General features: G+C 46.0%; 24 protein-coding genes. 9 read left to right on the top strand and 15 right to left on the bottom strand.

Going from position 1 to position 22,653, the window contains the following annotated elements; genetic code table 11:
- Positions 1 to 30 precede the first annotated feature (30 nt).
- The 5 genes from GNE05_RS12465 to fabD are packed head-to-tail and all read right to left on the bottom strand — an operon-like array spanning position 31 to position 5,720.
- Positions 31 to 768 (bottom strand): SDR family oxidoreductase, encoded by a 738-nt coding sequence (locus tag GNE05_RS12465; protein WP_029973905.1) that lies wholly within the window; start codon positions 766 to 768, stop codon positions 31 to 33.
- A 14-nt stretch (positions 769 to 782) separates the two neighbouring features.
- A complete protein-coding gene (locus GNE05_RS12470; RefSeq protein WP_160182860.1) occupies positions 783 to 2,147 on the bottom strand; it encodes an ANL family adenylate-forming protein in 1,365 nt (454 codons plus the stop codon).
- Positions 2,144 to 2,416, bottom strand: a complete 273-nt coding sequence (locus GNE05_RS12475) for an acyl carrier protein (protein ID WP_003153264.1) — start codon at positions 2,414 to 2,416, stop codon at positions 2,144 to 2,146. The genes GNE05_RS12470 and GNE05_RS12475 overlap by 4 nt, the downstream gene beginning before the upstream one ends.
- A gap of 24 nt (positions 2,417 to 2,440) precedes the next feature.
- Positions 2,441 to 3,421, bottom strand: a complete 981-nt coding sequence (locus tag GNE05_RS12480; RefSeq protein WP_014418317.1) for an LnmK family bifunctional acyltransferase/decarboxylase — start codon at positions 3,419 to 3,421, stop codon at positions 2,441 to 2,443.
- A gap of 40 nt (positions 3,422 to 3,461) precedes the next feature.
- Positions 3,462 to 5,720: an ACP S-malonyltransferase gene (fabD, locus tag GNE05_RS12485; protein WP_160182861.1), complete on the bottom strand. Its 2,259-nt coding sequence runs from the start codon at positions 5,718 to 5,720 to the stop codon at positions 3,462 to 3,464.
- 734 nt (positions 5,721 to 6,454) lie between these two features.
- Between fabD and loaP the strand changes: the two genes are divergently transcribed.
- The gene (gene loaP / locus GNE05_RS12490; protein WP_022552995.1) at positions 6,455 to 6,985 is read left to right on the top strand and encodes an antiterminator LoaP; all 531 of its coding nucleotides are present in this window, start codon (positions 6,455 to 6,457) and stop codon (positions 6,983 to 6,985) included.
- A 114-nt stretch (positions 6,986 to 7,099) separates the two neighbouring features.
- Positions 7,100 to 7,291 carry a cupin domain-containing protein gene (locus GNE05_RS21290; RefSeq protein ID WP_233499541.1) on the top strand — a complete coding sequence of 64 codons (192 nt, stop codon included), beginning with the start codon at positions 7,100 to 7,102 and terminating at the stop codon, positions 7,289 to 7,291.
- 17 nt (positions 7,292 to 7,308) lie between these two features.
- Here the strand turns inward: GNE05_RS21290 and GNE05_RS12500 are convergent, their stop codons facing one another.
- Positions 7,309 to 8,187, bottom strand: coding sequence for a LysR family transcriptional regulator (locus GNE05_RS12500; protein WP_012117931.1), 879 nt, complete (start codon positions 8,185 to 8,187; stop codon positions 7,309 to 7,311).
- Between the two features lie 138 nt (positions 8,188 to 8,325).
- Here GNE05_RS12500 and GNE05_RS12505 point away from each other — a divergent pair, with 138 nt between their 5' ends.
- The 3 genes from GNE05_RS12505 to GNE05_RS12515 all read left to right on the top strand — a co-directional run bounded on the left by GNE05_RS12505 (position 8,326) and on the right by GNE05_RS12515 (position 10,691).
- The gene (locus GNE05_RS12505) at positions 8,326 to 8,649 is read left to right on the top strand and encodes a GlpM family protein (RefSeq protein ID WP_025649870.1); all 324 of its coding nucleotides are present in this window, start codon (positions 8,326 to 8,328) and stop codon (positions 8,647 to 8,649) included.
- 138 nt (positions 8,650 to 8,787) lie between these two features.
- Entirely contained in the window at positions 8,788 to 9,804 is a 1,017-nt protein-coding gene (gene namA / locus GNE05_RS12510) for an NADPH dehydrogenase NamA (RefSeq protein ID WP_003153250.1), read from the top strand.
- A gap of 113 nt (positions 9,805 to 9,917) precedes the next feature.
- Positions 9,918 to 10,691 carry an alpha/beta fold hydrolase gene (locus GNE05_RS12515; RefSeq protein WP_061862372.1) on the top strand — a complete coding sequence of 258 codons (774 nt, stop codon included), beginning with the start codon at positions 9,918 to 9,920 and terminating at the stop codon, positions 10,689 to 10,691.
- 49 nt (positions 10,692 to 10,740) lie between these two features.
- Here GNE05_RS12515 and rpmG read toward each other — a convergent pair whose 3' ends face one another.
- Both rpmG and rnz read right to left on the bottom strand, forming a co-directional pair.
- Complete coding sequence (gene rpmG / locus GNE05_RS12520) at positions 10,741 to 10,890, bottom strand: 50S ribosomal protein L33 (protein ID WP_003153246.1); 150 nt, start codon at positions 10,888 to 10,890, stop codon at positions 10,741 to 10,743.
- A gap of 78 nt (positions 10,891 to 10,968) precedes the next feature.
- Complete coding sequence (gene rnz / locus GNE05_RS12525) at positions 10,969 to 11,895, bottom strand: ribonuclease Z (RefSeq protein WP_061862373.1); 927 nt, start codon at positions 11,893 to 11,895, stop codon at positions 10,969 to 10,971.
- Between the two features lie 208 nt (positions 11,896 to 12,103).
- Here rnz and zwf point away from each other — a divergent pair, with 208 nt between their 5' ends.
- A complete protein-coding gene (zwf, locus tag GNE05_RS12530; protein ID WP_012117935.1) occupies positions 12,104 to 13,573 on the top strand; it encodes a glucose-6-phosphate dehydrogenase in 1,470 nt (489 codons plus the stop codon).
- A 90-nt stretch (positions 13,574 to 13,663) separates the two neighbouring features.
- On the opposite strand, the gene gndA is transcribed toward zwf, so the two are convergent.
- Positions 13,664 to 15,073 carry an NADP-dependent phosphogluconate dehydrogenase gene (gndA, locus tag GNE05_RS12535; protein ID WP_003153241.1) on the bottom strand — a complete coding sequence of 470 codons (1,410 nt, stop codon included), beginning with the start codon at positions 15,071 to 15,073 and terminating at the stop codon, positions 13,664 to 13,666.
- A gap of 108 nt (positions 15,074 to 15,181) precedes the next feature.
- A complete protein-coding gene (locus tag GNE05_RS12540; protein WP_061862374.1) occupies positions 15,182 to 16,426 on the bottom strand; it encodes a DNA polymerase IV in 1,245 nt (414 codons plus the stop codon).
- Between the two features lie 75 nt (positions 16,427 to 16,501).
- Between GNE05_RS12540 and GNE05_RS12545 the strand changes: the two genes are divergently transcribed.
- Both GNE05_RS12545 and GNE05_RS12550 read left to right on the top strand, forming a co-directional pair.
- Positions 16,502 to 16,783, top strand: coding sequence for a hypothetical protein (locus GNE05_RS12545; RefSeq protein ID WP_061862375.1), 282 nt, complete (start codon positions 16,502 to 16,504; stop codon positions 16,781 to 16,783).
- 32 nt (positions 16,784 to 16,815) lie between these two features.
- A complete protein-coding gene (locus tag GNE05_RS12550) occupies positions 16,816 to 17,652 on the top strand; it encodes a membrane protein insertase YidC (protein ID WP_022552990.1) in 837 nt (278 codons plus the stop codon).
- Positions 17,653 to 17,766: 114 nt separating this feature from the next.
- Here the strand turns inward: GNE05_RS12550 and GNE05_RS12555 are convergent, their stop codons facing one another.
- From GNE05_RS12555 to mce, 3 genes are read right to left on the bottom strand one after another with little or no spacing between them, the layout of a single operon-like run.
- Entirely contained in the window at positions 17,767 to 18,882 is a 1,116-nt protein-coding gene (locus GNE05_RS12555; RefSeq protein WP_003153237.1) for a tripeptidase T, read from the bottom strand.
- A 16-nt stretch (positions 18,883 to 18,898) separates the two neighbouring features.
- A complete protein-coding gene (locus GNE05_RS12560; protein ID WP_416346499.1) occupies positions 18,899 to 20,422 on the bottom strand; it encodes an acyl-CoA carboxylase subunit beta in 1,524 nt (507 codons plus the stop codon).
- Positions 20,409 to 20,837, bottom strand: a complete 429-nt coding sequence (mce, locus tag GNE05_RS12565; protein WP_021494289.1) for a methylmalonyl-CoA epimerase — start codon at positions 20,835 to 20,837, stop codon at positions 20,409 to 20,411. The genes GNE05_RS12560 and mce overlap by 14 nt, the downstream gene beginning before the upstream one ends.
- A 93-nt stretch (positions 20,838 to 20,930) precedes the next feature.
- On the opposite strand from mce, the gene prli42 reads away from it, so the two are divergent.
- Positions 20,931 to 21,026 (top strand): stressosome-associated protein Prli42, encoded by a 96-nt coding sequence (prli42, locus tag GNE05_RS12570; protein ID WP_007408390.1) that lies wholly within the window; start codon positions 20,931 to 20,933, stop codon positions 21,024 to 21,026.
- A gap of 13 nt (positions 21,027 to 21,039) precedes the next feature.
- Here prli42 and GNE05_RS12575 read toward each other — a convergent pair whose 3' ends face one another.
- Together GNE05_RS12575 and GNE05_RS12580 are read right to left on the bottom strand one after the other, a co-directional pair.
- A complete protein-coding gene (locus GNE05_RS12575; RefSeq protein ID WP_014418329.1) occupies positions 21,040 to 21,570 on the bottom strand; it encodes a L,D-transpeptidase in 531 nt (176 codons plus the stop codon).
- 69 nt (positions 21,571 to 21,639) lie between these two features.
- On the bottom strand, positions 21,640 to 22,593 hold the full coding sequence (locus GNE05_RS12580) for an aromatic acid exporter family protein (protein ID WP_160183212.1): 954 nt from the start codon (positions 22,591 to 22,593) through the stop codon (positions 21,640 to 21,642).
- Positions 22,594 to 22,653: the final 60 nt, after the last annotated feature.

Here is a 22,653-nt window from a genome sequence, read left to right on the forward strand (position 1 = left end):
ATCCCTTGTACAAAAGAATTTTTCTGTGCTTTAACAAGTTAATCCGCCGTCTATCGCCATTGTCTGTCCGGTCATAAAGGACGATTCAGGAGAAAGCAGGAAACGAACGAGTCCGGTCATATCGTCTGTTTCGCCTAAACGCCCCATCGGCGTCCTTCTGATAATCTGCGATTTTTGTTTTTCCGGCATATTTTTCGTCATATCAGTGTCCACAAAACCGGGCGCAAGTGAATTGACACGGATTCCTTTAGACCCGAGCTCCCTGGCCAGACTTCGCGTCAAGCCGTCAAGAGCCGCTTTGGATGCGCTGTAGACTGAAGTGCCTTTAAATCCTCTTGAACCGATAATGGAGCTTATGTTAACGATTGATCCGGAATTTTGTTTCAGCATGACCCGGGAAACGTTTCGGGTCAGCTTGATGACTGAACCGATATTCAGATTGAGGATGCGGTCAATGTCTTCATCATTGGTCAGGGGCAGAAGCTGATCAAGGTTCAAACCGGCGTTATTGACCAAGCCGTCTATTCTGGAAAACTTGCGGTATACTTGAAGAACAAACTGTTTCATGGCGGCAGCATCCGCCGCATCCGCCGCTTCCCAATAAAAGCGGCCGCGGTACTTTTCACTCTCTCTCAATGTGTTAATAAAATCAGATTCACTGCGGCTGAAAGCGGCTACTTTGTAATCCTCATCCAAAAGCGTCTGTACAATCGCTTTTCCCAGCCCCCGGCTTCCTCCGCTGACGACCGCTACTTTTCCGTTATTCATATTTGCCTCCTGTTTTACACGTTTCTTATTTTTTTAAATCGATCATTAGACAGTTTCCGATCTGTAACAGAGATGATCTGCGGTATCTGATATGGCTGCAGCTTCTGTCTGCAATGAGCTACGGCCCGCTTTCTGAAAGATTTGATATCTTCCTCTTTTTCAAGCACGGCCTCTGCCGCGACAATCTCGCCCGTAATCGGATTTTTTCTGCCCGTTATGAGAACATCCCGGACATTCGGTATCTCCAGAAAGACGCTTTCCACCTCTGCCGGAAACACTTTCTCTCCGCCCACATTAATGATTTCACTCTTTCTTCCGAGAATTCTTATATATTCGCCGTCTGTTTCCACCTGGTCACCGGTGTCGTACCAGCCGTCCTCATCGAAGGGTGACGGTGCGTTTAAATAGCCGAGCATCGCCGACTCAGAACGGACCCAAAGCGTGCCTCCGGTAATTTTGGTCTCTGTTCCGGCACCGCCCACTTTCATCCAAGTGGATTGGCTGTCTTTTGATTTCGTTGAGAATATACCCAGTTCAGTTAATCCGTATGTTTGTTTCAGCCGTACATCCGGAAACAGCCGGTGGATGCCGCGCAGCGTTGATTGGGGCATCGGCTCTGTGCCGTAAGTGATCAGCCGGAGTGAAGAGAGGTTATATCCGGCATCCGCCTTGGACATCAGCAGCATGTTTAAAAAGGTCGGGGTGGCGGGGAGCACTTGGACAGCATGTTTGTCGACCGCCTGATAAACGGACTCCGGCGTTCTGCTGTCTGATGTGACGATCGTCCCCCCGTTAAACAGAATCGCAAACAGCGTATTAATGCCGCCGATATGATCCAATTTCAGAAAAATAAGCGTACGCAGCGGTTTTCTCTTCGCCGTTTTATATTTTTCAAGCAGCCGGCCGGCGCTTAACACGGATGCTTTGCTTTTGCCGGAGGTTCCCGATGTGAAAATAATAATGCCTGACTCCCCTCTCTCGCGCAGATCATCAAGCAGAGGGTGAGAGGCGCTTTCAAAACCTTCACGAAGCGTCCAGCTGTCATTTTCATTTATTTCAATGATTTGATTCACTTTCGCGTCTTCAAACATATCGAGATGCTTTTCCCTTGACTCATTACTGAGAGGGACAACGATATTTCGGTTTAACAAAAGCGCCATCAGCAAAAAAATGGCGTTCGGGGAATAATCCCCGATAAGCGCCACACATTCTCCTTCAGGTATTCCGTTTTGTTCAAGTTCTTTCTGAAAAAAGCTGATTCGTGTCAGCAAATCATCATACGTAAAAGTCTGCCCTTTAAAAATGAGAAACTCACTGTCTTGCGTTTCCCTAAGCTTATCAGTCACCCAGCTGATATCTCCCCCGCTTTCTGTTTTCATGATTGAGCACTGTCCATATATTTTTGATAAATATCACAAATGCTGCCGACGGTTGTAATGCTGGAAATCGTTTCTCCTTGGGAAAAAGGATCTACTCCGGTTTCCATCTCCATCTGTGCGACTAATTGAGCGATATCCAGTGATGAGAAGCCCAGATCCTCTATGACTCTCACATCATCTCCCGCTTCGACGGCCCGATATGACTGCTGTTCTTGAATGTCCTGAATGATTTGAGCGATGATCTGCTTCATTTCCTTGGTTTGTTCCATTTACTTTCAGCTCCATTCTTCATTTTATAAACTCCTGATGACCCGTTTATAATCCGGAATATGATCTTGTGAAGAGGTCGGCACCGCCAGCAGCTTATCCACCTTGGAAATGGCCAGCAATGTATGATTTCTTTTCATATAGACTTCAATCTGATAGCTGATTTTCGCCACTGAGATCATACCGAGGGACTCACCGTGAAAGTCGGGATCGCATTCTTCAATGTGTCCCGTCATATAAATATCAAGCTCTTCATCTGCAAAACAATTTCCGTAATAATACGTCTCTCTTTCAAGCAAAAATAAATGCCGCGCGATTGAAACCGGAAAACCCGGCTTCGACCGGCGCGTCATCCATTCAAATTCCGCCGCATCCATTATCTTGCTGAATTTCGCAAACACCATGGCATGCCCCGGCGCAGCATCCTGATCAACAGGAACCCGATATGAAACGGGGTCTGCTGTTTTGAGATTGCCCGGCTTCATACCGAAGGCGTCCGTTCTGATTTTCTTTGACCGCATCAGCGCGTAAGGCGGCTTGGCTAGCTTAGAAAGTTCCGCAATGCATTCAGCCTTAGGCGCTGAGACTTTGCGGGTCGAACCTTCTGTTTGTGTGACGTCGACGACAATTAAACTATTGGCTTTCATAGAAGGAAACCGTCCGCGGTCCCACTCGCTTTTATCAGAGCTGACCGCTCCTTTCGGCCCGAACAAATAATCAGATTCTAATATGGTTTCTCCAAACCGGGAGATATCGACTCCGACGGAAACCTCGTCCCATAATCGGTACTGATCAAGAGGCTTATCTGAAGGAACTTTGAGATGTGTCATAAAATAAGCCGGATACAAAATCAGCCCTTGGTGATCGGCCATCTGATCAGGCCGGAATCCCGTTCCGTCCGTTAAATGGTGACTGTGTGCGTTGCCGAATAACAGCAGCAGCGCGTACTCATTCAAATTCCCTAACCCGACATGGCTCATCGTTAATTCATGATTTTCAATCAGCATGGTCTGTCCTCCGCAGAAAAAATGTAATGGCTGGTCATACTCAGCCTGTAATCGATTCCAGCCTTTGCGCAAGAAGGCCGGCTGTTTCTTCCATGAGCTGTTTGCCGATCAGATCGACATGCCTGTTTCTCCAATTTTCAAGCGGGGTTCCTTTCACCCATTGATTAAACGCGCCGAGCGCAGGGCCGCAATGAATTTGGTAATCTATTTTACTTTCGCTTTTTCCTTCCAGAGCGAGCCTTGTCGTATGAGAAAAATACCATTTAAATACCATCGCCATTTTGTGTTTCGGATTCTGTTCGGCTTTGGCGATCTGTTCAGGAGATTTATCACGTTTCAACTGCTCATACACTTCTTCAAAACTGCGCTGGAAATACTTTTCTTCAATTAATGTTTTCGTTTTTTCATCTATTTCATCTAAAGAATTGTATTGTCTGTACAAGTCAAAGAGTTTATTGGCTCTTGCCGGGAAAAACAGTCCTTTTTTCAGCACCTGCACCCTTGCTCCCGCTTCAAACATATCTCCCGCGGGAGCGTATGACGTATCCTGCACGTTCGCTTCCTGAAGCAGATCTTTCACTGAATCACTTGTCCCGGCTTCGACCGTGCATTGATTAATAGAACCGGTTCCGATAAATTCGGCGCCGAGCAGAAACGCCGCAGCAGCCGCTTCCGGAGTGCCGATGCCCCCGGCTGCGCCGATTCTTACTTTTTTCGCATAACCGTGCTTCTCCATCATGCGGTCTCTGAGTCTGATCATGGCAGGTATTAATGTATACGGAATCCCTTGGTCGGTATGCCCTCCTGAATCCGCTTCAACGCAAATGTCATCAGCCATCGGAATTTCTTTTGCAAGCGCCGCTTCCCCGGCTGTCAGCCGATTGTCAGACACAAGTCTTTCCAGCACATGAGCCGGAGCCGGACTTAGAAAGGCCTCAGCGACTTCAGGCCGGGATACTTTCGCGATGATTCTGTTTTGAACTGACACCGACCCGTCATGATTCCTGCTTAATCCCTTTGCCCTGTATATCACGAGAGCGGGGGTTATGCCCATAAATGCCGATGCTTCAATAAGATGAATGCCGTTTTTCAAATATAAATCTATCATTCTGACTTCCTTGTCAGGTGACATCATATGATGAAGAAGATTCATTCCGAATGTTTCCCCTTGCCGCAGTGCAGACCGGATGGTTCCGATGGCCTGTCCGATCCGTTCGATACTCAATCCGCCCGTTCCGAAAAAGCCCAGCATTCCCGCTTTTGCCGCTTTAATGACTATCTGTTCCGAAGCAATTCCCCTGTACATGGAGCCCGTCATGTAAGCATATTGGATGTTATAATCTTTTTTAAAATCTTCGTTCCCTAATCTCATTCCCGCCGTTTTTTGCGAATCAGCTGCCGATGCTTTAACATCAGCAGTATCAGACTCTTCTTTCGGCATAGGTAATGGGACGGCATCTTTTTTAATCTGACGCGTCAGTTTTGTCAGCACTTCCCCGGGCCCGACTTCTGCAATTTCATTATTTTCAAGTCCCATCAGACGGCGTATCGTGTCCGTCCACTTTACCTGATTGGTCATTTGCAGAGTCAGATTTGTTTTGATTTCATCATTCTTATAAGGTGCGGCATGAAGATTTGAGATCACCGGAAAACGAAGAGGCAAAAACGCCGTTTCTTCTAAATAATCTGCAAACTCTTTTTCAGCATCTTTCATATAGCGGGAATGGAAGGCGCCGCTCACATTTAAAGGAAGGTACATTCTCACGCCGGCTTTTTCAAAGACGGGGCCCGCTTTTTCAATGTCTTGTTTCGTTCCGGCGATCACAATTTGTGAAGGTGAATTGTGGTTAGCGATATCAATGCCGGTCAGATGATAATCGGATAGAACCTCTTTTACTTGTTCAGCCGTAAACCCCAAAACCGCCGCCATGCCTCCGGGAGCTGCCTTGCTCATGAGCTCCCCTCTTTTTTTTACAAGCTGCAAACCGGTCTCAAAATCAAAGCAGCCGGCCGCAAATAACGCATTATATTCTCCTAAACTGTGCCCTGCGGCGTAATCAGGCTCTCTGCCGGACTCTTTCATTTTCTTTAAATAACTGAGTGCACTCACCGTATATAACGCCGGCTGGGTAAATTGCGTTTTCCCCAGTTGGTGATTCGGATCCTCCAGACACAATTCTTCTATAGAGTAGCCTAATATGTCATCAGCCTGACGTGTCAGATCTTGAAATTCATCAAACAGTCCGGCTCCCATTCCTTTAAATTGAGAACCCTGCCCCGGGAACACAAACGTAAGCATCTTATCCTCATCCTTTCCGCATCGCCAATTTTGTACATCACATGTGGTTCTCCATACAAAAACGTCTCTTATTTTCATATATTGACTGGTGTAAACACCGGCATAAAAATAAAAACACAAACGCGTTTGCGATTCAGCACAGGTTTAAAAATCGCAAACGCATTGTGTTTTCCTTTTCTAACATAATTTATATTAAAACATATTGCTTGTTTACTGAATGTTTCTCATGACAAGCTGCAGTGCCAATATGCCCGAAAACAGCGATGACGGCACACTTCCCCCTTATCATGTATATGTAGATATATACACTACAATCATTTTTATAATCCCTATTTCCTCTTCAACGTGCCGAAACAGCGATTGAAATTTAATAGGTGCTTTACATCAATTTAATAAATTTAACAAATAGTTGCTATTTAAAGAGAATAATATCAATTTATAGATAATAATGTCAAGGCTTTATTTCGTTATTTTCTGACATTTATTCCACAGTTTTATATTCGGTGGACAGTCGGCATAATTGTTTCGGGATAAATGTCAGATAATTCCCTGAACCCTTTTCATGTCAAAGAAAATTCATCGCTTCTCTGTCAATTGGGTCTATACTTATTTTTCATTTTCATATATTATGTAAAAAAAAGACGAATTAGAAAAATTTTTAATCATTTTAAATACTATCCATTAAATACTTTCTTTGTATAATAATTTCTTATTATTCTAAGGAGGATCCAGTCATGAAATGGTACGCACTTTTTGTAGAGTCCGGAAAAGAAGAAACAGTTCAAAAATTTCTGCGTCTGCAGTTTGATGAGCAGGCTCTCTACTCAATCATACCCAAGAAAAAAGTCACAGAACGAAAAGCCGGAATTAAATACGAGGCACTCAAAAAGATGTTTCCGGGATATGTGCTGTTTAAAACGAAGATGACAGAGCGGACATTTCATAAAATCAAAGAACTCCCCATTTCATGCAGAATCGTGAATAACGGCGCATATTATTCCAAAGAGCGTAAAACCTATTTCACGACAATTACGGATGAAGAAATCCTCCCTATTATCAGGCTGATCGGAGAAGGAGACACTGTAGATTATTCAAAAGTCTATATTGAAAATTCAAAAGTAACCGTTGCCTCAGGGCCTCTTAAAGGAATGGAAGGCATTATTAAAAAGATCGATAAAAGAAAAAGACGCGCCAAAATCTGCCTGTCTTTTATGGGACTGGACAAAATGGTCAACGTCGGAATTGAAGTGCTCTCCAAACCCTAGCATGTCAAAAAAAGCATCAACAGCATGTGCCGTTGATGCCCTTTTTATATAAACAGACGAAATCCCGCTCACCACCGTCACGGTCAGACTTTTTGTTTTCAAGGCATAGTTGACCTGAAGCCGGGCTGCGCCCATGAGGCAAAATCACATTTAGGGGAAGAATACTTTTTAATCAAAAGCGGTGAATTGACGGTTGAGCTTTATGACGAAAAGCATGTGCTGACTTCGGGCGACGCCGCAGTTATTTTAATTCCTCGGGAACCGGTGACATATTTTATGCTGGTCTATTATGCTGAACCGGCTTAAACGCATATCAGGCTTCTTCAGACAGAAGCCTGATGGACCGCAACCCATTCTTGTATGCATTGAATCAGTTTCTGGACAGAAGGTGTCTGCGTCTCCTTTGCATGAGCTGTCAAAATGCCGAGCTGCCTGGAGACATACCGGTCGAACCGTTTGATGAGCACATCACAATCATTCACCAAAAGCTGCGGCAAGATGCTGATCCCCAGATTGTTCCGCACCATTGCAATAATCGCTTCATCCCCTCTGATTTGATAGGCGACCCGCGGCGTGATCTTTTCTTCCTTCAGTACTTTCAGCACATCAAAATGTGTCTCCGGATAAGGCACGATACATTTGACGGACTCCATGACATGTAACGGAACCGTTTCACATTGCGCCAATTCATGCTGTGGGCTCATCACCGCTACAATCGGGTCCTCTGCCAACGGGTAAAAATGCCACTTCTCGCTGTGGGATGTCCCGATCGCCGCATCAATCCGGTCATCTTTCAGCCATTCTTCCAGTTCAGTAGAATTTCCTTCAAACAAATGCACCTTAATGGAAGGATACAGCTCATTAAATTCCCTCAAAATTTTCGGCAGCCATTTTACCGCCACGCTCGTAACAGTGCCGAGCCGGACTTCCCCTCTTTCTAACCCATTAATATTATCAACGGTTTCAGACAGTTTTTCATAGTTTTTTTGAATTTCCTTCATAATATGTAACACTTTCAAGCCATTTGCGGTCGGCCTCACTCCATGCCGCTGTCTGATCAAAAGCGGAAAACCGTACTCTTCCTCTAATTTACTGATCATTTGGCTGATGTTCGGCTGTGTGTAATTCAATATGGCAGCGGCTTGGGTCAGGCTGCCGCTTTCAACCGTTTTAATAAAGGCTAAATGCTTCTTTAAATCCAACCGGCTTCATCTCCCAGATATCATTCTTTATTATCCAATGCATTAGTTATATTTAGTTTACTTATACATCAATCAAAAATAAAATGGCAATGTCTCCATCATTATACTTGATAACAAACAGAAGGTGAGCGTTTCAGCATGAGTTTTCTCATTCAATTTTTTATCGGCGGCACCATTATGGTGGCCGCCGCGTATTTAAGCAAATCGAAATACTTATTTTTATCAGGCGTTATTACATTGCTGCCGATCATGACGTTACTGAATATTCACTTGCAGCTGAAAAATATGAGCGCCGACGATTTCAGAGCCGCTCAAAAAAACGGAATATTCGGTGCCTTCGGCGCGGTGATCTTCATCAGCAGTATTTTCATCCTGACAAACTGGTTCAAAGGAGGCCACGCAGTCATCGGTGCGTTTCTCATCTATATTTGCTATATGATCGGCTGTAAATGCCTGTTATGAAGATACGGCACCGATGTGTATAAAAAAATGCCCTTCCAGAACAATAATAACAATGCACTCAGTCGTGAGCAGTTTATATGACTGAATGATCATGAATTGTTATAATCAATGTCTAAAACATTCCGGGAGGCGAAATAAATGGCCAGAAAATTATTCACACCATGGACCGTTAAAGATGTAACGATCAAAAACCGTATTGTTATGGCACCGATGTGCATGTATTCCTCACATGAGAAGGACGGAAAACTGCAGCCTTTTCATATGGCGCACTACATATCGCGTGCTATCGGACAGGTCGGCCTGATTATCGTGGAAGCGACAGCCGTTAATCCGCAGGGGCGAATTTCCGATCAGGATTTGGGCATTTGGAGCGATGATCATATCGAAGGTTTTGCCAAACTGACGGAACAAGTGAAAGCACAAGGATCTAAAATCGGCATTCAGCTTGCGCACGCCGGACGTAAAGCTGAGCTTGAGGGAGACATTTACGCTCCGTCAGCCATTCCGTTTGATGAGCAGTCCAAAACACCGGCTGAAATGACGACAGAACAAATTAAAGAAACCATTCAGGAATTCAAACAGGCAGCGGCGCGCGCGAAAGAAGCCGGCTTTGACATTATTGAACTTCATGCGGCACACGGCTACTTAATGCACGAATTTTTGTCCCCTCTGTCCAATCACCGTACAGACGAATACGGAGGCTCACATGAAAATCGCTACCGCTTCTTAGGCGAGACCATTGAAGCCGTCAAGGAAGTCTGGGACGGCCCGTTATTTGTCCGTATTTCTGCATCGGATTATACAGACAAAGGGCTGGACATTGCGGATCATATCGGTTTTGCGAAGTGGATGAAAGAACAGGGAGTCGACCTCATTGATTGCAGCTCAGGCGCACTCGTTCAAGCTGATATTAACGTCTTCCCAGGCTACCAAGTGAGCTTTGCGGAGAAAATCCGTGAACAGGCCGAAATCGCAACAGGCGCCGTCGGTTTGATAACGACGGGAACAATGGCGGAAGAAATTCTGCAAAACAACCGCGCTGACCTTATTTTTGTCGCAAGAGAACTTCTGCGCGATCCGCATTTTGCAAGGAGTGCAGCGAAGCAGCTGAATACTGAAATACCGTCACCGGTTCAATACGACAGAGCATGGTGATGAAGTGACAGCCGGAGTTTTTCGATCCGGCTGTCTCTTTTTTTATTTTTTGAGAAACGATTGCCGAAGCTTCTCCGTCTTCCCTATAGAACCAATTAGAGGGGATGACTCCAATGAAAGCAGCATGGATGGAAAGGACATATCTGATTGACGGGTGTCCGTTTTATACGAAACACCGTAAAGGCGCCGGCGAAGTGACGATCGTCTTTGAAGCCGGCTACGGCACTTCTTCTGAAACATGGACATCATTACTCGCTGACATAGATGAAGAATTTGGGGTTTTCACATATGACAGAGCCGGAATCGGCAAAAGCGGACAAAGCCGAAACAAGAGAACGGCGGACCACATGGTACAGGAATTAAACGCTCTTCTTCTGAAGGCCGGCGTCGAGCCTCCTTATCTTGTCGTCTCGCATTCATACGGCGCGATTATCAGCAGACTTTGGGCGAGCCGGAACCGCCGGGATATTCTCGGGATGGTGATGCTTGATCCGGTTTCTGAGGATCAGGAGACGAAAGTGCTTCCGCTTCTTCCCGAAGAAATGAAAGCCGCCTATTTGAAACAGTTCATATTGGAAGGATCACACGCGGAATTTTTGACGAGCCTTCGTCAGATCAAGCATCAGCAGATTCATTTCGGCGATATGCCCCTGTTGATTTTATCATCGGGAGAGCGGGATGAGCACTTAAAGCACGCTCATGAACAATGGGTGAAACTGCACAGAAGCATGCTTGATGTCTCTTATCAAAGCGGATGGATTCAGGCCAAAAACAGTTCTCATGCCATTCACCACGATGAACCGCACATCGTCCACCTTGCCATTTATGATGTTTGGTGCGCGGTGCGCCAGCAAATGAATGCTCCTGCCTATCAGGCGGTAAACTGATTAAACAAAAGCCATTGTGCAGCGGCACAATGGCTTTTGTTATCGTGATCTATTTTGTCTCACGATGCAACGTATACTTTTTCAACCGGGGTGAATACTTTTTCATTTCTAACCGGTCCGGATTCGTCCGTTTGTTCTTCGTCGTAATATAATTTCTGTCCCCTGTCTCTGTACAGGCCAATGTAACATTCACACGCATCATTTTCACCCCTTATACAAATCGTAATTATTTCGTTTTATTATATCTCATCAGAAAAAAATGTCAAGCGTCCATTTTTTAAGACCGCTCCACAGTGACCTCCATGAAGTCAAATGCGATCTTACTGTTTTCAAATACCGCTTTCGCCTCATGTTCGAGACGCTCTATCGGCGATTCACCCTGATACCTTGCGCTGATATGAGTTAAAATCAGCTGTTTGGCGCCTGCTTTTTTTGCCGTTTGCGCAGCCTGTTCTGTCGTTGCGTGATAATAATTATGTGCGAGCTTTGCATCTTCCTTGGCAAACGTCGCTTCATGAACAAGCACATCCGCATTGCGCGCCAGCTCCGTTACCCGCTCTGATGCCCTCGTATCCCCGGAAAAAGCGACGATTCTCCCTTTTTTCGGCGGTTCCAAAAAATCCCGCCCGTTAATGATTCTGCCATCGTCAAGTGTGACCGTTTCGCCTTTTTTGATTTTCTGATAGACGGGTCCGGGCGGGATATTCATTTCTTTTAATCTGCCGGCCTGCAATGCCCCGGGAGTATCCTTTTCCTGAACCCGGTAGCCGAACGCTTCCACGCCGTGAATGACGGATGCTGCGGTAACAATGAATTGCTCATCTTCAAAAACCGTCCCCTCTTCGATTTCATGTACGGTAAGAGGATACGTCAGATGAGTCGCCGTCACGTGCAGGCTTGTTTCGATAAAGGCTTTAATGCCTTTTGGCCCGTAAATCGTCAGCTCTTCTTCACCGCCCTGAAATGAACGGCTCCCCAACAGACCCGGAAGACCGTAAACATGGTCCCCGTGAAGGTGGGTGATGAAAATCTTCTCAATTTTCCTCGGTTTGATTGTTGTATGTAATATCTGATGCTGAGTGGCTTCTCCGCAATCAAACAGCCATACGGAACGCCTTTCTTCAAGAAGCTTCAGCGCGACGGACGTTACGTTTCTCGTCTTTGCCGGCATGCCGGCCCCCGTCCCTAAAAATAATAATTCCACAATGCTTCCTCCTAGATCTTTGTACTACTAAGGATACAGGATCAGGCTGAAAATGTGAATTCACCCGGGCCTTCTCCGGCCTGATTAATTTTTTTCCGCAAACCGCAAAAAACAGGCTGAAATGTTTGCTTTCAACGAATTTTAGATTTAAAATGAAGGAAATATGCGGGGTTTTAAACCATGCTTCAGATAAAGTGAGGTACTCTAAGTGAAAACAAACGACAAACCAAAAGCAGTAATTGTAATATTTGGTGCCACAGGGGATTTGGCAAAACGAAAACTTTACCCATCCATTCACCGTTTATATAAAAATGGTCAAATTGGTGAAGAGTTTGCAGTTGTAGGTGTTGGAAGAAGACCTTGGTCAAACGAGGACCTCCGGGAAACCGTTAAAACGTCTGTTTCTTCTGCCGGGCAAAAAGACATAGACGATTTCACATCTCATTTTTATTACCATCCGTTTGATGTAACGAATCCGGGTTCCTATCAGGAGCTGAATGTCCTGCTTGATCAGCTTGAACATACATATGAAATCCCGAACAACAGAATGTTTTACTTGGCGATGGCTCCTGAGTTTTTCGGCACTATCGCAAAATCACTTAAAAACGAAGGTGTCACAGCGACAAATGGCTGGTCCCGTCTCGTCATTGAAAAACCGTTCGGCCATGACCTGCCGAGTGCGAAAGAGCTTAACAAAGAAATACGCGAAGCTTTCACGGAAGATCAAATTTACCGGATCGACCATTACTTAGGCAAACAAATGGTTCAAAATATCGAAGTCATCCGGTTTGCGAATGCGCTGTTTGAGCCGCTGTGGAATAACCGCTACATCTCAAACATCCAGATTACGTCAAGTGAGGATCTCGGCGTTGAGGATCGCGCGAGATATTATGAAAAATCAGGCGCACTCCGTGATATGGTTCAAAACCATATTTTACAAATGGTCGCTCTCTTGGCGATGGAACCGCCGATTAAACTGAACACGGAAGAAATCCGAAGCGAAAAAGTGAAGGTGCTGAGAGCTCTCCGCCCTGTCGCTCCAAACGAAGTGAGTGACTTCTTCGTCCGCGGACAATACCAAGCGGGAACGATTGACGGAAACGCTGTACCGAGCTATACAGATGAACAAAATGTAGCACCGGATTCCAATACGGAAACATTCGTGTCCGGAAAGCTGTTAATCGATAACTTCCGCTGGGCCGGCGTTCCGTTTTATATCCGCACAGGGAAACGGATGAAAGAAAAATCAACGAAAATCGTCGTTCAATTTAAAGACATTCCGATGAACCTTTATTACGGCAATGAAACGAATGTAAATCCGAACCTGCTTGTCATCCATATTCAGCCGGATGAAGGCATCACACTATATCTGAACGCTAAAAAATTAGGCGGAGCCGCTCATGCTCAGCCGATTAAGCTGGATTACTGCAGCAACTGCAGTGATGAAATGAACACACCGGAAGCCTATGAAAAATTAATCCATGACTGTCTGCTCGGTGATGCGACAAACTTTGCCCATTGGGACGAAGTGGCGCTTTCCTGGAATTTCGTCGATGCGATTTCCGAAACGTGGGCAGCCGACAAAACCCTTTCTCCGAATTATGAAGCCGGGTCAATGGGACCGAAAGCTTCGGACGATCTTCTTGAAAAAGACGGTCTCCACTGGTGGAATATATAAGAAAACATCAAAAACCGCGGCGCCGTTCATGGACGGCCCGCGGTTTTTAATATCAGAAAAGCCCCCGCAATAACTGCGGGGGCTTCTTCATTACTTCATCCATTCAGTATGGAAAATGCCTTCTTTATCTGTGCGTTCATACGTATGCGCGCCGAAGTAATCACGCTGCGCTTGAATCAAGTTTGCAGGAAGCACTGCCGTACGGTAGCTGTCGTAATACGCAAGTGCGCTTGAGAACGAAGGTACCGGCACGCCTTGGGCTACGGCAAGTGAAATCACTTGGCGAAGGGCGCCTTGGTAGCTTTCTGCAATGTTTTTGAAGTAGCTGTCTAACAGCAGGTTGTCAAGCTCCGGTTCACGGTCATACGCGTCTTTGATCTTTTGCAGGAACGCCGCGCGGATGATACAGCCGCCGCGGAAAATCATCGCGATTTCACCGTATTTCAGATCCCAGTTATATTCTTCAGACGCGGCTTTCATTTGGGCGAAGCCTTGTGCGTAAGAACAGATTTTACTCATGAAGAGCGCTTTTCTGACCGCTTCAATCAGCTCTTCTTTATTTTCAGTGACCGGCTTAACGTCTGGTCCGGACAGAAGACCGCTTGCTTTCACACGTTCTTCTTTCATTGCGGAAATGAAACGCGCAAAAACAGATTCAGTGATAATCGGAAGCGGCACGCCTAAGTCAAGAGCACTTTGGCTTGTCCATTTACCCGTTCCTTTTTGGCCTGCTTTATCAAGGATAACGTCAACAAGCGGTTTGCCCGTTTCTTCATCTTTTTTAGTGAAAATGTCAGCCGTGATTTCGATCAGGTAGCTGTCAAGCTCTCCTTTGTTCCACTCAGCGAATACTTCGTGAAGCTCTTCGGCAGACAGTCCGAGCACCTGTTTCAGAATGAAATATGACTCAGAGATCAGCTGCATGTCACCGTATTCGATACCGTTGTGCACCATTTTTACATAGTGCCCCGCTCCGTCCGGGCCGATGTATGTCGTACAAGCTTCTCCGTCCACTTTAGCAGAAATGGCTTCTAGAATCGGTTTCACGAGTTCGTGCGCTTCCTTTTGGCCGCCCGGCATAATAGAAGGCCCTTTCAGCGCTCCCTCTTCACCGCCTGATACACCCGTTCCGATAAAGTGAATGCCGCTTTCGGCAAGCTCTTTGTTCCGGCGCTGTGTATCTTTATAGTATGTATTTCCGCCGTCAATCAAAATATCGTCTTTTTCCAGATGAGGAAGAAGAGATTGAATCGTCGCATCCGTTGCAGTTCCCGCTTTAACCATTAATAAAATTTTACGGGGTGTTTCAAGAGACTGGACAAACTCCTCAATGCTGTATGTACCGACAACATTTTTGCCTTTTGCCTCTTCTAAAAACTCTTCCGTTTTGCTGCTTGATCTGTTGTATACAGACACAGAAAATCCCCGGCTTTCGATGTTAAGAGCCAGATTTTTACCCATTACCGCAAGACCGATAACTCCGATTTGTTGTTTTGACATATTCTAACGTCCCTTCTTCAAACGTTTAACCATTTTAAAATTTAAATTAAAATAAAATGATATTTATACTAAAGAAATTATCATACATAACCCCTTTTTTCAAGTTATTCACCTTTTCTTTTCATCCTGAAAAAAGTCTCTGTTAAAGCTCGTTCCCCTTGTTTTGCTTTCTTCTTTTTTTATAACGGCGCCTTTTCTGATCAGGTTTTGGCCGTACTTTTCATTCAGCTCGTTCATCATCTGAAAAATCGGCTCATCCTTTGCGTCCTCCTTGAATGAAAACAGATCAAGCTGTTTATACGCCTGCTGTTTTTCAACCAGTTCCGTCCCGGTGATGCCGAGAAGCCTTACCGGATTTTGGTTCCAGTGCTTGTCAAACAGTTCCATCGCCGCTTCCATGATGTCTTTTTTCTGATCAGCCGGATTGCTGAGGGTCATGCTTCTTGTGACCGTTTTCCAATCCGCATACCGAATCATGATGAACAGCCGGCAGGCCATGACCTCCTTACGCTGGAGCCGTTCGCTCACAGACAGCGCGAGCCGGTCAAACACGCCCGTTAATTCATCCCAGTCAGCCGAATCATGCGACAGGGTGGATGAGTTGCCGACGCTTTTAAATTCATAAATCCGCTCGGGATTGACTTCTGCAGGATGGATGCCGTTCGCTTTATCCTTCAGCCTCGGGCCGTTTATGCCGAGAAGCGTTTTCAGCGCATGTTCATCTCCTTTTGCCAAATCACCGATCGTTTTGATGCCGAGCGTTTTTATTTTTTCCGCAGTTTTCGTTCCTATACCGTGCATCTCTTCAATCGGAAGAGGCCATAAGACGTCCGGCAGCTCTCTTTTTCTTAAAATGGTGATGCCGAGCGGTTTTTTCATGTCAGACGCCATTTTGGCGAGAAATTTATTCGGGGCGATACCGATGCTTGACGGAAGCAAAAGCTCTTTTTGCAGTCTCGCCTGAATGTCTTCGGCTGTCTCATACGCCCTGTAGCTGTGCGGTGTGTCCGTAATATCCATGTATCCTTCATCAATAGAAACAGGCTCGACTAAATCCGTATACTCCCTCAGAATGCTGAACATTTCTTTTGACGAACTCCGGTAGCGGTCAAAATTCGGAGGCACGACGATGAGTTCCGGACAGAGGCGTTTTGCCCGCCACACCGGCATGGTGGTCTTTACGCCCCGCGCTCTCGCTTCGTAGCTGCAGGTGACGATGATTCCTTTCCGTTCCTTCACGTTTCCGGCAACGGCGATAGGTTTTCCTCTTAAAGACGGATCATACGCCATCTCTACGGAGGCATAAAAACTGTTCATATCGATATGAAATATAATTCTCCCTTTTCCGGCCACTCCCGGCGCCTCCTTTCCTTTCATAGACAACCTTATATATATGTAGTAAAATAAGAGCTGAATGGATGTGATAAAATGATTCTTGAGTCAATGAATGACTTTTTATTTTTAGTCGATTTTTTCACAATTATTCTTCCCGCTCTGACCGCGATCGGCATCGCTTTTCTTTTGCGTGAGCGCCGCGCAGGCGAGCATTGGAGAACGAAACGAATAGATGAACATCAAGCAGTCGTTCAGCTGAACCGAACAGACTTTCTTATTATTATATATCATCGCATTACAACTTGGATACGTAAAATCATCCGCATGAATTCACCGGCGAATGATGATGAAGATGTCAGCTTCCTCCTTTTATAACGGCAAGTGAAGATAAAAAGGAGGAAACATAATTGTCTAAAACATATCAAAAATGGATCGCATTCGGATTATTTTTTATCGTACTGTGCACAGGCCGCTCGGCTTTTGCGGCGACATCTCAGACTCAGACGGGAGGCCTCGGGAATATCGGTTTTTTCCACGATTACCTGATCGAGCCGTTTTCGGCACTTTTAAAAGGTGTGGCGGGCCTGTTCCACGGTGAGTACGGACTGTCGATTATTCTGGTGACGATTATCGTCCGGATCGTTGTATTGCCTTTGTTTGTGAACCAATTTAAGAAACAGCGGGTGTTCCAGGAAAAAATGGCTGTGATCAAACCGCAGGTCGACAGCATTCAGGCTAAAATGAAACAAACGAAAGATGCGGAAAAACAAAAAGAACTGCAAATGGAAATGATGAAGCTTTACCGTGAGCACAATCTGAATCCGATGGCAATGGGATGTCTTCCGATGCTGGTGCAATTCCCGATTTTGATCGGTTTTTATTACGCCATCCGCTCAACGCCGGAAATCGCTTCACACTCATTTCTGTGGTTCAGCTTAGGGCATTCAGATATTCTTGTATCACTGTGCGCGGGGGCCATGTATTTCTTACAGGCTTATATTTCCCAAAAATTAAACGAGAAATATTCACCGGCTGCTCAAAATCCGGCCACGATGCAGTCAGCAAAAATCATGGTCTTTATTTTCCCTGTCATGATGACCATTTTTTCACTTAACGTACCGGCTGCGCTGCCGCTTTACTGGTTTACAAGCGGACTGTTTTTGACAGTGCAGAATGTACTTTTACAGCAGACGCATCATAAAAAGAAACAAGCTGCGGCTCAGGCGGAGCCCGCCAAATCATAATACTGAAACCCTGCCGGAACCTATCCGGCAGGGTTTTTTTCTTGTATCTGCAAGGCTTTAAGCCAATTATTATGAAGAATGAAAAAAGCACCCAATCAACTGGGTGCTTCGTTTTTAGTTGGCCGCTGTTTCGATAATGGCAACGACCATTTCCGCCGTTTTGACGAGCTCTTCAATCGGCATTTTTTCATTTTTCGTATGGATTTGTTCATAGCCTACTGACAGGTTGACTGTCGGAATGCCGTGGCCGGCAATGACGTTTGCGTCACTTCCGCCGCCGCTCGTCTGAAGTTCGCTCGGCCGGCCGATTTTTGCCGCCGCTTTTTTCGCGACTTCCACAACCTGATCGCCGTCCTGATATTTGAAACCCGGATACATGACCGCGATGTCCACTTCCGCGCGGCCTCCCATCTCAGCTGCAGCAGATTCGAAAGCTTCTTTCATTTTTTGCACTTGCGCTTCCATTTTTTCAGGCACTAATGAACGCGCTTCAGCCAGAATATCAACCTGGTCGCAGACGATATTGGTTTGCGTGCCGCCTTCGAAACGTCCGATATTAGCCGTTGTTTCTTTATCAATACGGCCGAGCGGCATTTTAGAGATCGCTTTTGACGCGATTGTAATCGCGGAGATGCCTTTTTCCGGTTCTACTCCCGCATGAGCCGTTTTCCCGAAAATGGTTGCTCTCACTTTCGCTTGTGTCGGCGCGGCTACAATAATGTTGCCGACTTTTCCGTCTGAATCAAGCGCAAAACCGTATTTCGCGGTAATGTCTGAACGATCCATTGCTTTTGCCCCGACTAATCCCGATTCTTCTCCGGCCGTGATAATGAATTCAATGGTGCCGTGCTCGATGTTTTGTTCTTTCAGCACTTTAATGGCTTCAAACATTGCGGCAAGACCCGTCTTATCATCAGCGCCTAGAATCGTCGTGCCGTCGGATTTTACATAGCCGTCTTCCACAATCGGCTTAACGCCTTTGCCCGGGACAACCGTGTCCATGTGCGATGTGAAATAAATCGTATCCGCATCTTTTGTGCCCTTTAACGTACAGATTAAGTTGCCGGCTCCATGCCCCGTCACTTCTTTTGTATCATCTTCTTTTACGCTCAATCCTAAATCAGTGAATTTTTGTTTGAGCACCTTGCTGATTTCCGCTTCATGTTTTGTCTCTGAATCAATTTGAACGAGTTCAAGAAATTCTTCAAGCAGACGTTTTTCGTTTACCATTTTCAGTTCCCTCCGTTTAAAGCGGTATATTACCGTGCTTTTTTTTCGGTCTTTCCTCTTCCTTATGCGCAAGCATGTCAAATGCCTGAATCAATTTTTTCCTCGAGTCTTCCGGCCGGATGATATCATCCACCATTCCGCAGGCCGCCGCTTTATACGGACCGGCGTTTTCCTTTTCGTATATGGCTTTTTTTTCGCGCTTCGTTTTCTCCGGGTCGTCAGAAGCCTGTATGTCTCTGCTGTATAAAATCGACGCCGCGCCTTCCGCTCCCATCACGGCGATTTCCGCATTGGGCCAGGCGAATACAAGATCTGCCCCGAGCCCTTTCGAATTCATGGCGACATAGGCGCCTCCGTAAGCTTTTCTGATGATGAGCGTCACTTTCGGCACCGTCGCTTCGGCAAAAGCATACAGCAATTTTGTTCCGTGACGGATGATTCCCGCATGTTCCTGCTGAAAGCCCGGGAGAAATCCCGGAACATCAGCGATTGTCAATAACGGAATATGAAACGCGTCGCAAAAACGGATGAATCTCGACGCTTTGTCAGCGGCATCAATCGTGAGGCTCCCCGCCAAGTGTTTCGGCTGGTTTGCGACAACACCGACTGTACGCCGTCCAAGTTTCAGAAAACCGACAACAATGTTTTTGGCAAAATACGGCTGAATGTCAAAAAACGTTCCGTCATCCGCCAGCTCTTTTATTACCTGTAACACATCGTAAGGTTTCGAACTGCCCGCGGGAACGAGGGTATTTAATAACGGTCTGGCGTCTTCCTTTTTAACGGGCAATGCCGTCTGTCCGCCGTGCGGGAGATAAGAAAGCAGGGTTTTCACAGCGGAAAGAGCCTCTTTTTCCGTTCGTGCGGAATAGTGGGCATTTCCGCTTATCACATTATGTATTCCCGCACCGCCTAAACTTTCCGCGTCAATCTGTTCACCCGTAACCTGTTCAATGACTTTCGGGCCTGTAATAAACATGTGCGACGTATGTTCCGCCATAATCACAAAATCCGTCAATGCGGGTGAATAAACAGCACCGCCGGCACACGGCCCAAGGATGACAGAAATTTGCGGAATCACTCCCGAGTAAAGGACGTTGCGCCTAAAGATATGACCGTATCCATTTAATGATACCACACCCTCTTGAATTCTCGCACCACCTGAGTCGTTCAGCCCGATGATCGGGGTTTTGTTTTTCGCCGCCAGATCCATCACCGCCGCGATTTTTTCCGCATGTGTCTCGCCGAGCGTCCCGCCGAGTACAGTAAAGTCATGGGCAAACAAATACACGGGCCGTCCGTCAATTGTGCCGTATCCGGTAACGACTCCGTCTCCCGGAGCATTCCGGCACCCGGGCATGCGGCTTTTGGCAAACGGCTGCAGCTCTGAAAAACTGTCTTCGTCCAATAAATAGTCAATTCTTTCTCTTGCCGTCAGCTTGCCTTTTTTGTGCTGTTTTTCATTTTTTTCCGCTCCGCCGCCGTTTGTTAAAAAGGAACGTCTTTCGTTTAAGTGTCTGATATGATCACTCATGCTCATCTTGAGTTTCTCCTTTTTCTATTGTTTCACAAAGCTCAATCAGGACCCCGTTCGCCTCTTTTGGAGAGAGAAATGCGATCTTCTTCCCGCCCGCGCCGTTTTGCGGTTCATGATGGATCAAAGTCATGCGGCATGATTCAAGCTCCTTGATCGTTTCCTTCATATCGGCGCAGCGGAATGCCAAATGATGCAGTCCTTCGCCTCTTTTCTGTAAAAAAGAGCTGACGGGAGACGCGTCCGACAGCGGCTCAATCAGCTCAAGCTTTGTGCCTCCCGCTTCTAAAAAAGCAACTCTCACATTTTGGCCGCTTACCAGCTCGTCTCCCATATACGTAAGCCCGAGCATCCGTTCGTAAAATCCTCTCGCGGCATCAATAGAGCTGACGGCAATGCCGACATGATCAAGTTTTTTCATAGCGCGGCCACCTGCTTTCCGCCATAGGATATGGCTTGTTCATACAAGCAAAACACGTTAAAATGATAGACAGTAATCTTAAGGAGTGAAACAATGTCTCAAAAATTTATGAAAAGCGCCGTCATCGTCATTTTGGGCGTATTTATACTTTCAACCCTCCTCTCAGGCATTATGATGTATTTGCGGTAAAAAAGCAGGCGCCTCATTGCAAGGGGGTTTCCTGCTTTTTTATGAGGGCTTTCCGCTCTATTGCAATGTCCTCGAATGAGCGGTTTTCTTTTGTAATCAATACTTTCGTTCCGGGAGGGATAATCCGGAAAATACGGATGACATCCCGGTTTTTCATACGGATGCAGCCGTTTGATACAAACCCCCCGATCAGCTCTTCTCTGTTTGTTCCGTGAATGCCGTATATCCTGCCGTCGGTTCCTTTCGCGTCAAAACCGATCCAGCGGACGCCGAGCGGGTTTTCCGGCGCGCCTCCCTTTACATTTTTCTTCCGGTAATACGGATTGACGGCTTTGACCGTTACCGTAAATTCTCCTTCAGGCGTCAAATCATCCGTTTTTCCCGTCGCCACCTGATAAATGCCTTCTATTCGGTTATCCTTCACAACAGCAAGCGCATTTGTGGCTTTATTGACGATAATATAAGGGTCACCCGGCAAAGGGTTTGCGCCAAGCGGCCAAAGCGGAGACAGCAGCAGGGCGGCTGACAATAAAAAAAATCGCATGGGCTCCCCTCCTTTTTTCATTAGAATGACCAATGAAAGGAAGACTCATGCGATTGATCCATATGTTTTTTACAGCTTGATGCCTTTGAAATAACTTTTAATCACGAGATATTGTTCCATCTCACCGAGGAGGTGGAACAAAGCCGCCCGCGCTTCAAACTCCTCGCGCGTTGCCGGGAGCGGCATTTCTTCAAATTCCGTTCTCATTTCTGCAAGTCTTTTTAAAAATTTATGAGCGGTATTGCCGGGGTGAATGGCTTCCCTTAATTCATGGATGAAATGGGCGATTATTTTGCCCTGCTCCACCGTTATTGAAATAGAGGTAATCTTCGGCAGCAGCCGTTCAATGATTTCAAATTGTTTCTGTCTCATCTTAAAATAATGATAGTAAAGATTTTCATGGCGCAAAATATAATTCTGCACGTCCCGATAGGCGAGGTTTTTCGCCTCTTGAATCATCTGATGCGTCTCCGGTATTTCCTTCCCCGACCAATCTTGCTCACCAGTTAACAAATACCGTTCGATTTCGGCGAAGATGACGGAAAAGTTGTCCTCGATTTTTTTCCGGTACGCCGCGAGTTTTCTGTCAAGGCTCGGCATATACAGATTCATTAACAGCGCGACGCCGATACCTACGGTGATCAGCTGGAACTCATTCCAGATAAACGCCATCGTAATGCCGCCGGACATATATAAATGAAGAATGATTACTGAGCTGGTGACGATCCCTTCGTTTATTTTTAAAACGACTGTAGTCGGAATGAACAGCACCAGCAATATTCCGATCGCAAACGGGTAATAGCCGATCAGCCCGAAAAAGACATATGAGAAGACGATCGCCAATAAACAGGCGGCAAATCGGGCCCACGAGGCCTGAAGCGACCGCTTTTGCGTAATCTGGATGCACAATATGGTGATGATTCCTGCGGATGCGAAGTTTTGCAGATGCAACAGCTGGGCTAAATAAATGGCCAGCGCCGTTCCAAGTGCGGTCTTTAGTGTGCGGTAACCGATTTTAAACATTGCTTGCTCCATTCTGTTTGTTTCTTTCTCAAAAAAAAGAAGAAGAGCATTCTTCTTCTT

Source organism: Bacillus sp. AM1(2019) (assembly GCF_009906915.1).
Taxonomy (GTDB): Bacteria; Bacillota; Bacilli; order Bacillales; family Bacillaceae; genus Bacillus; species Bacillus velezensis.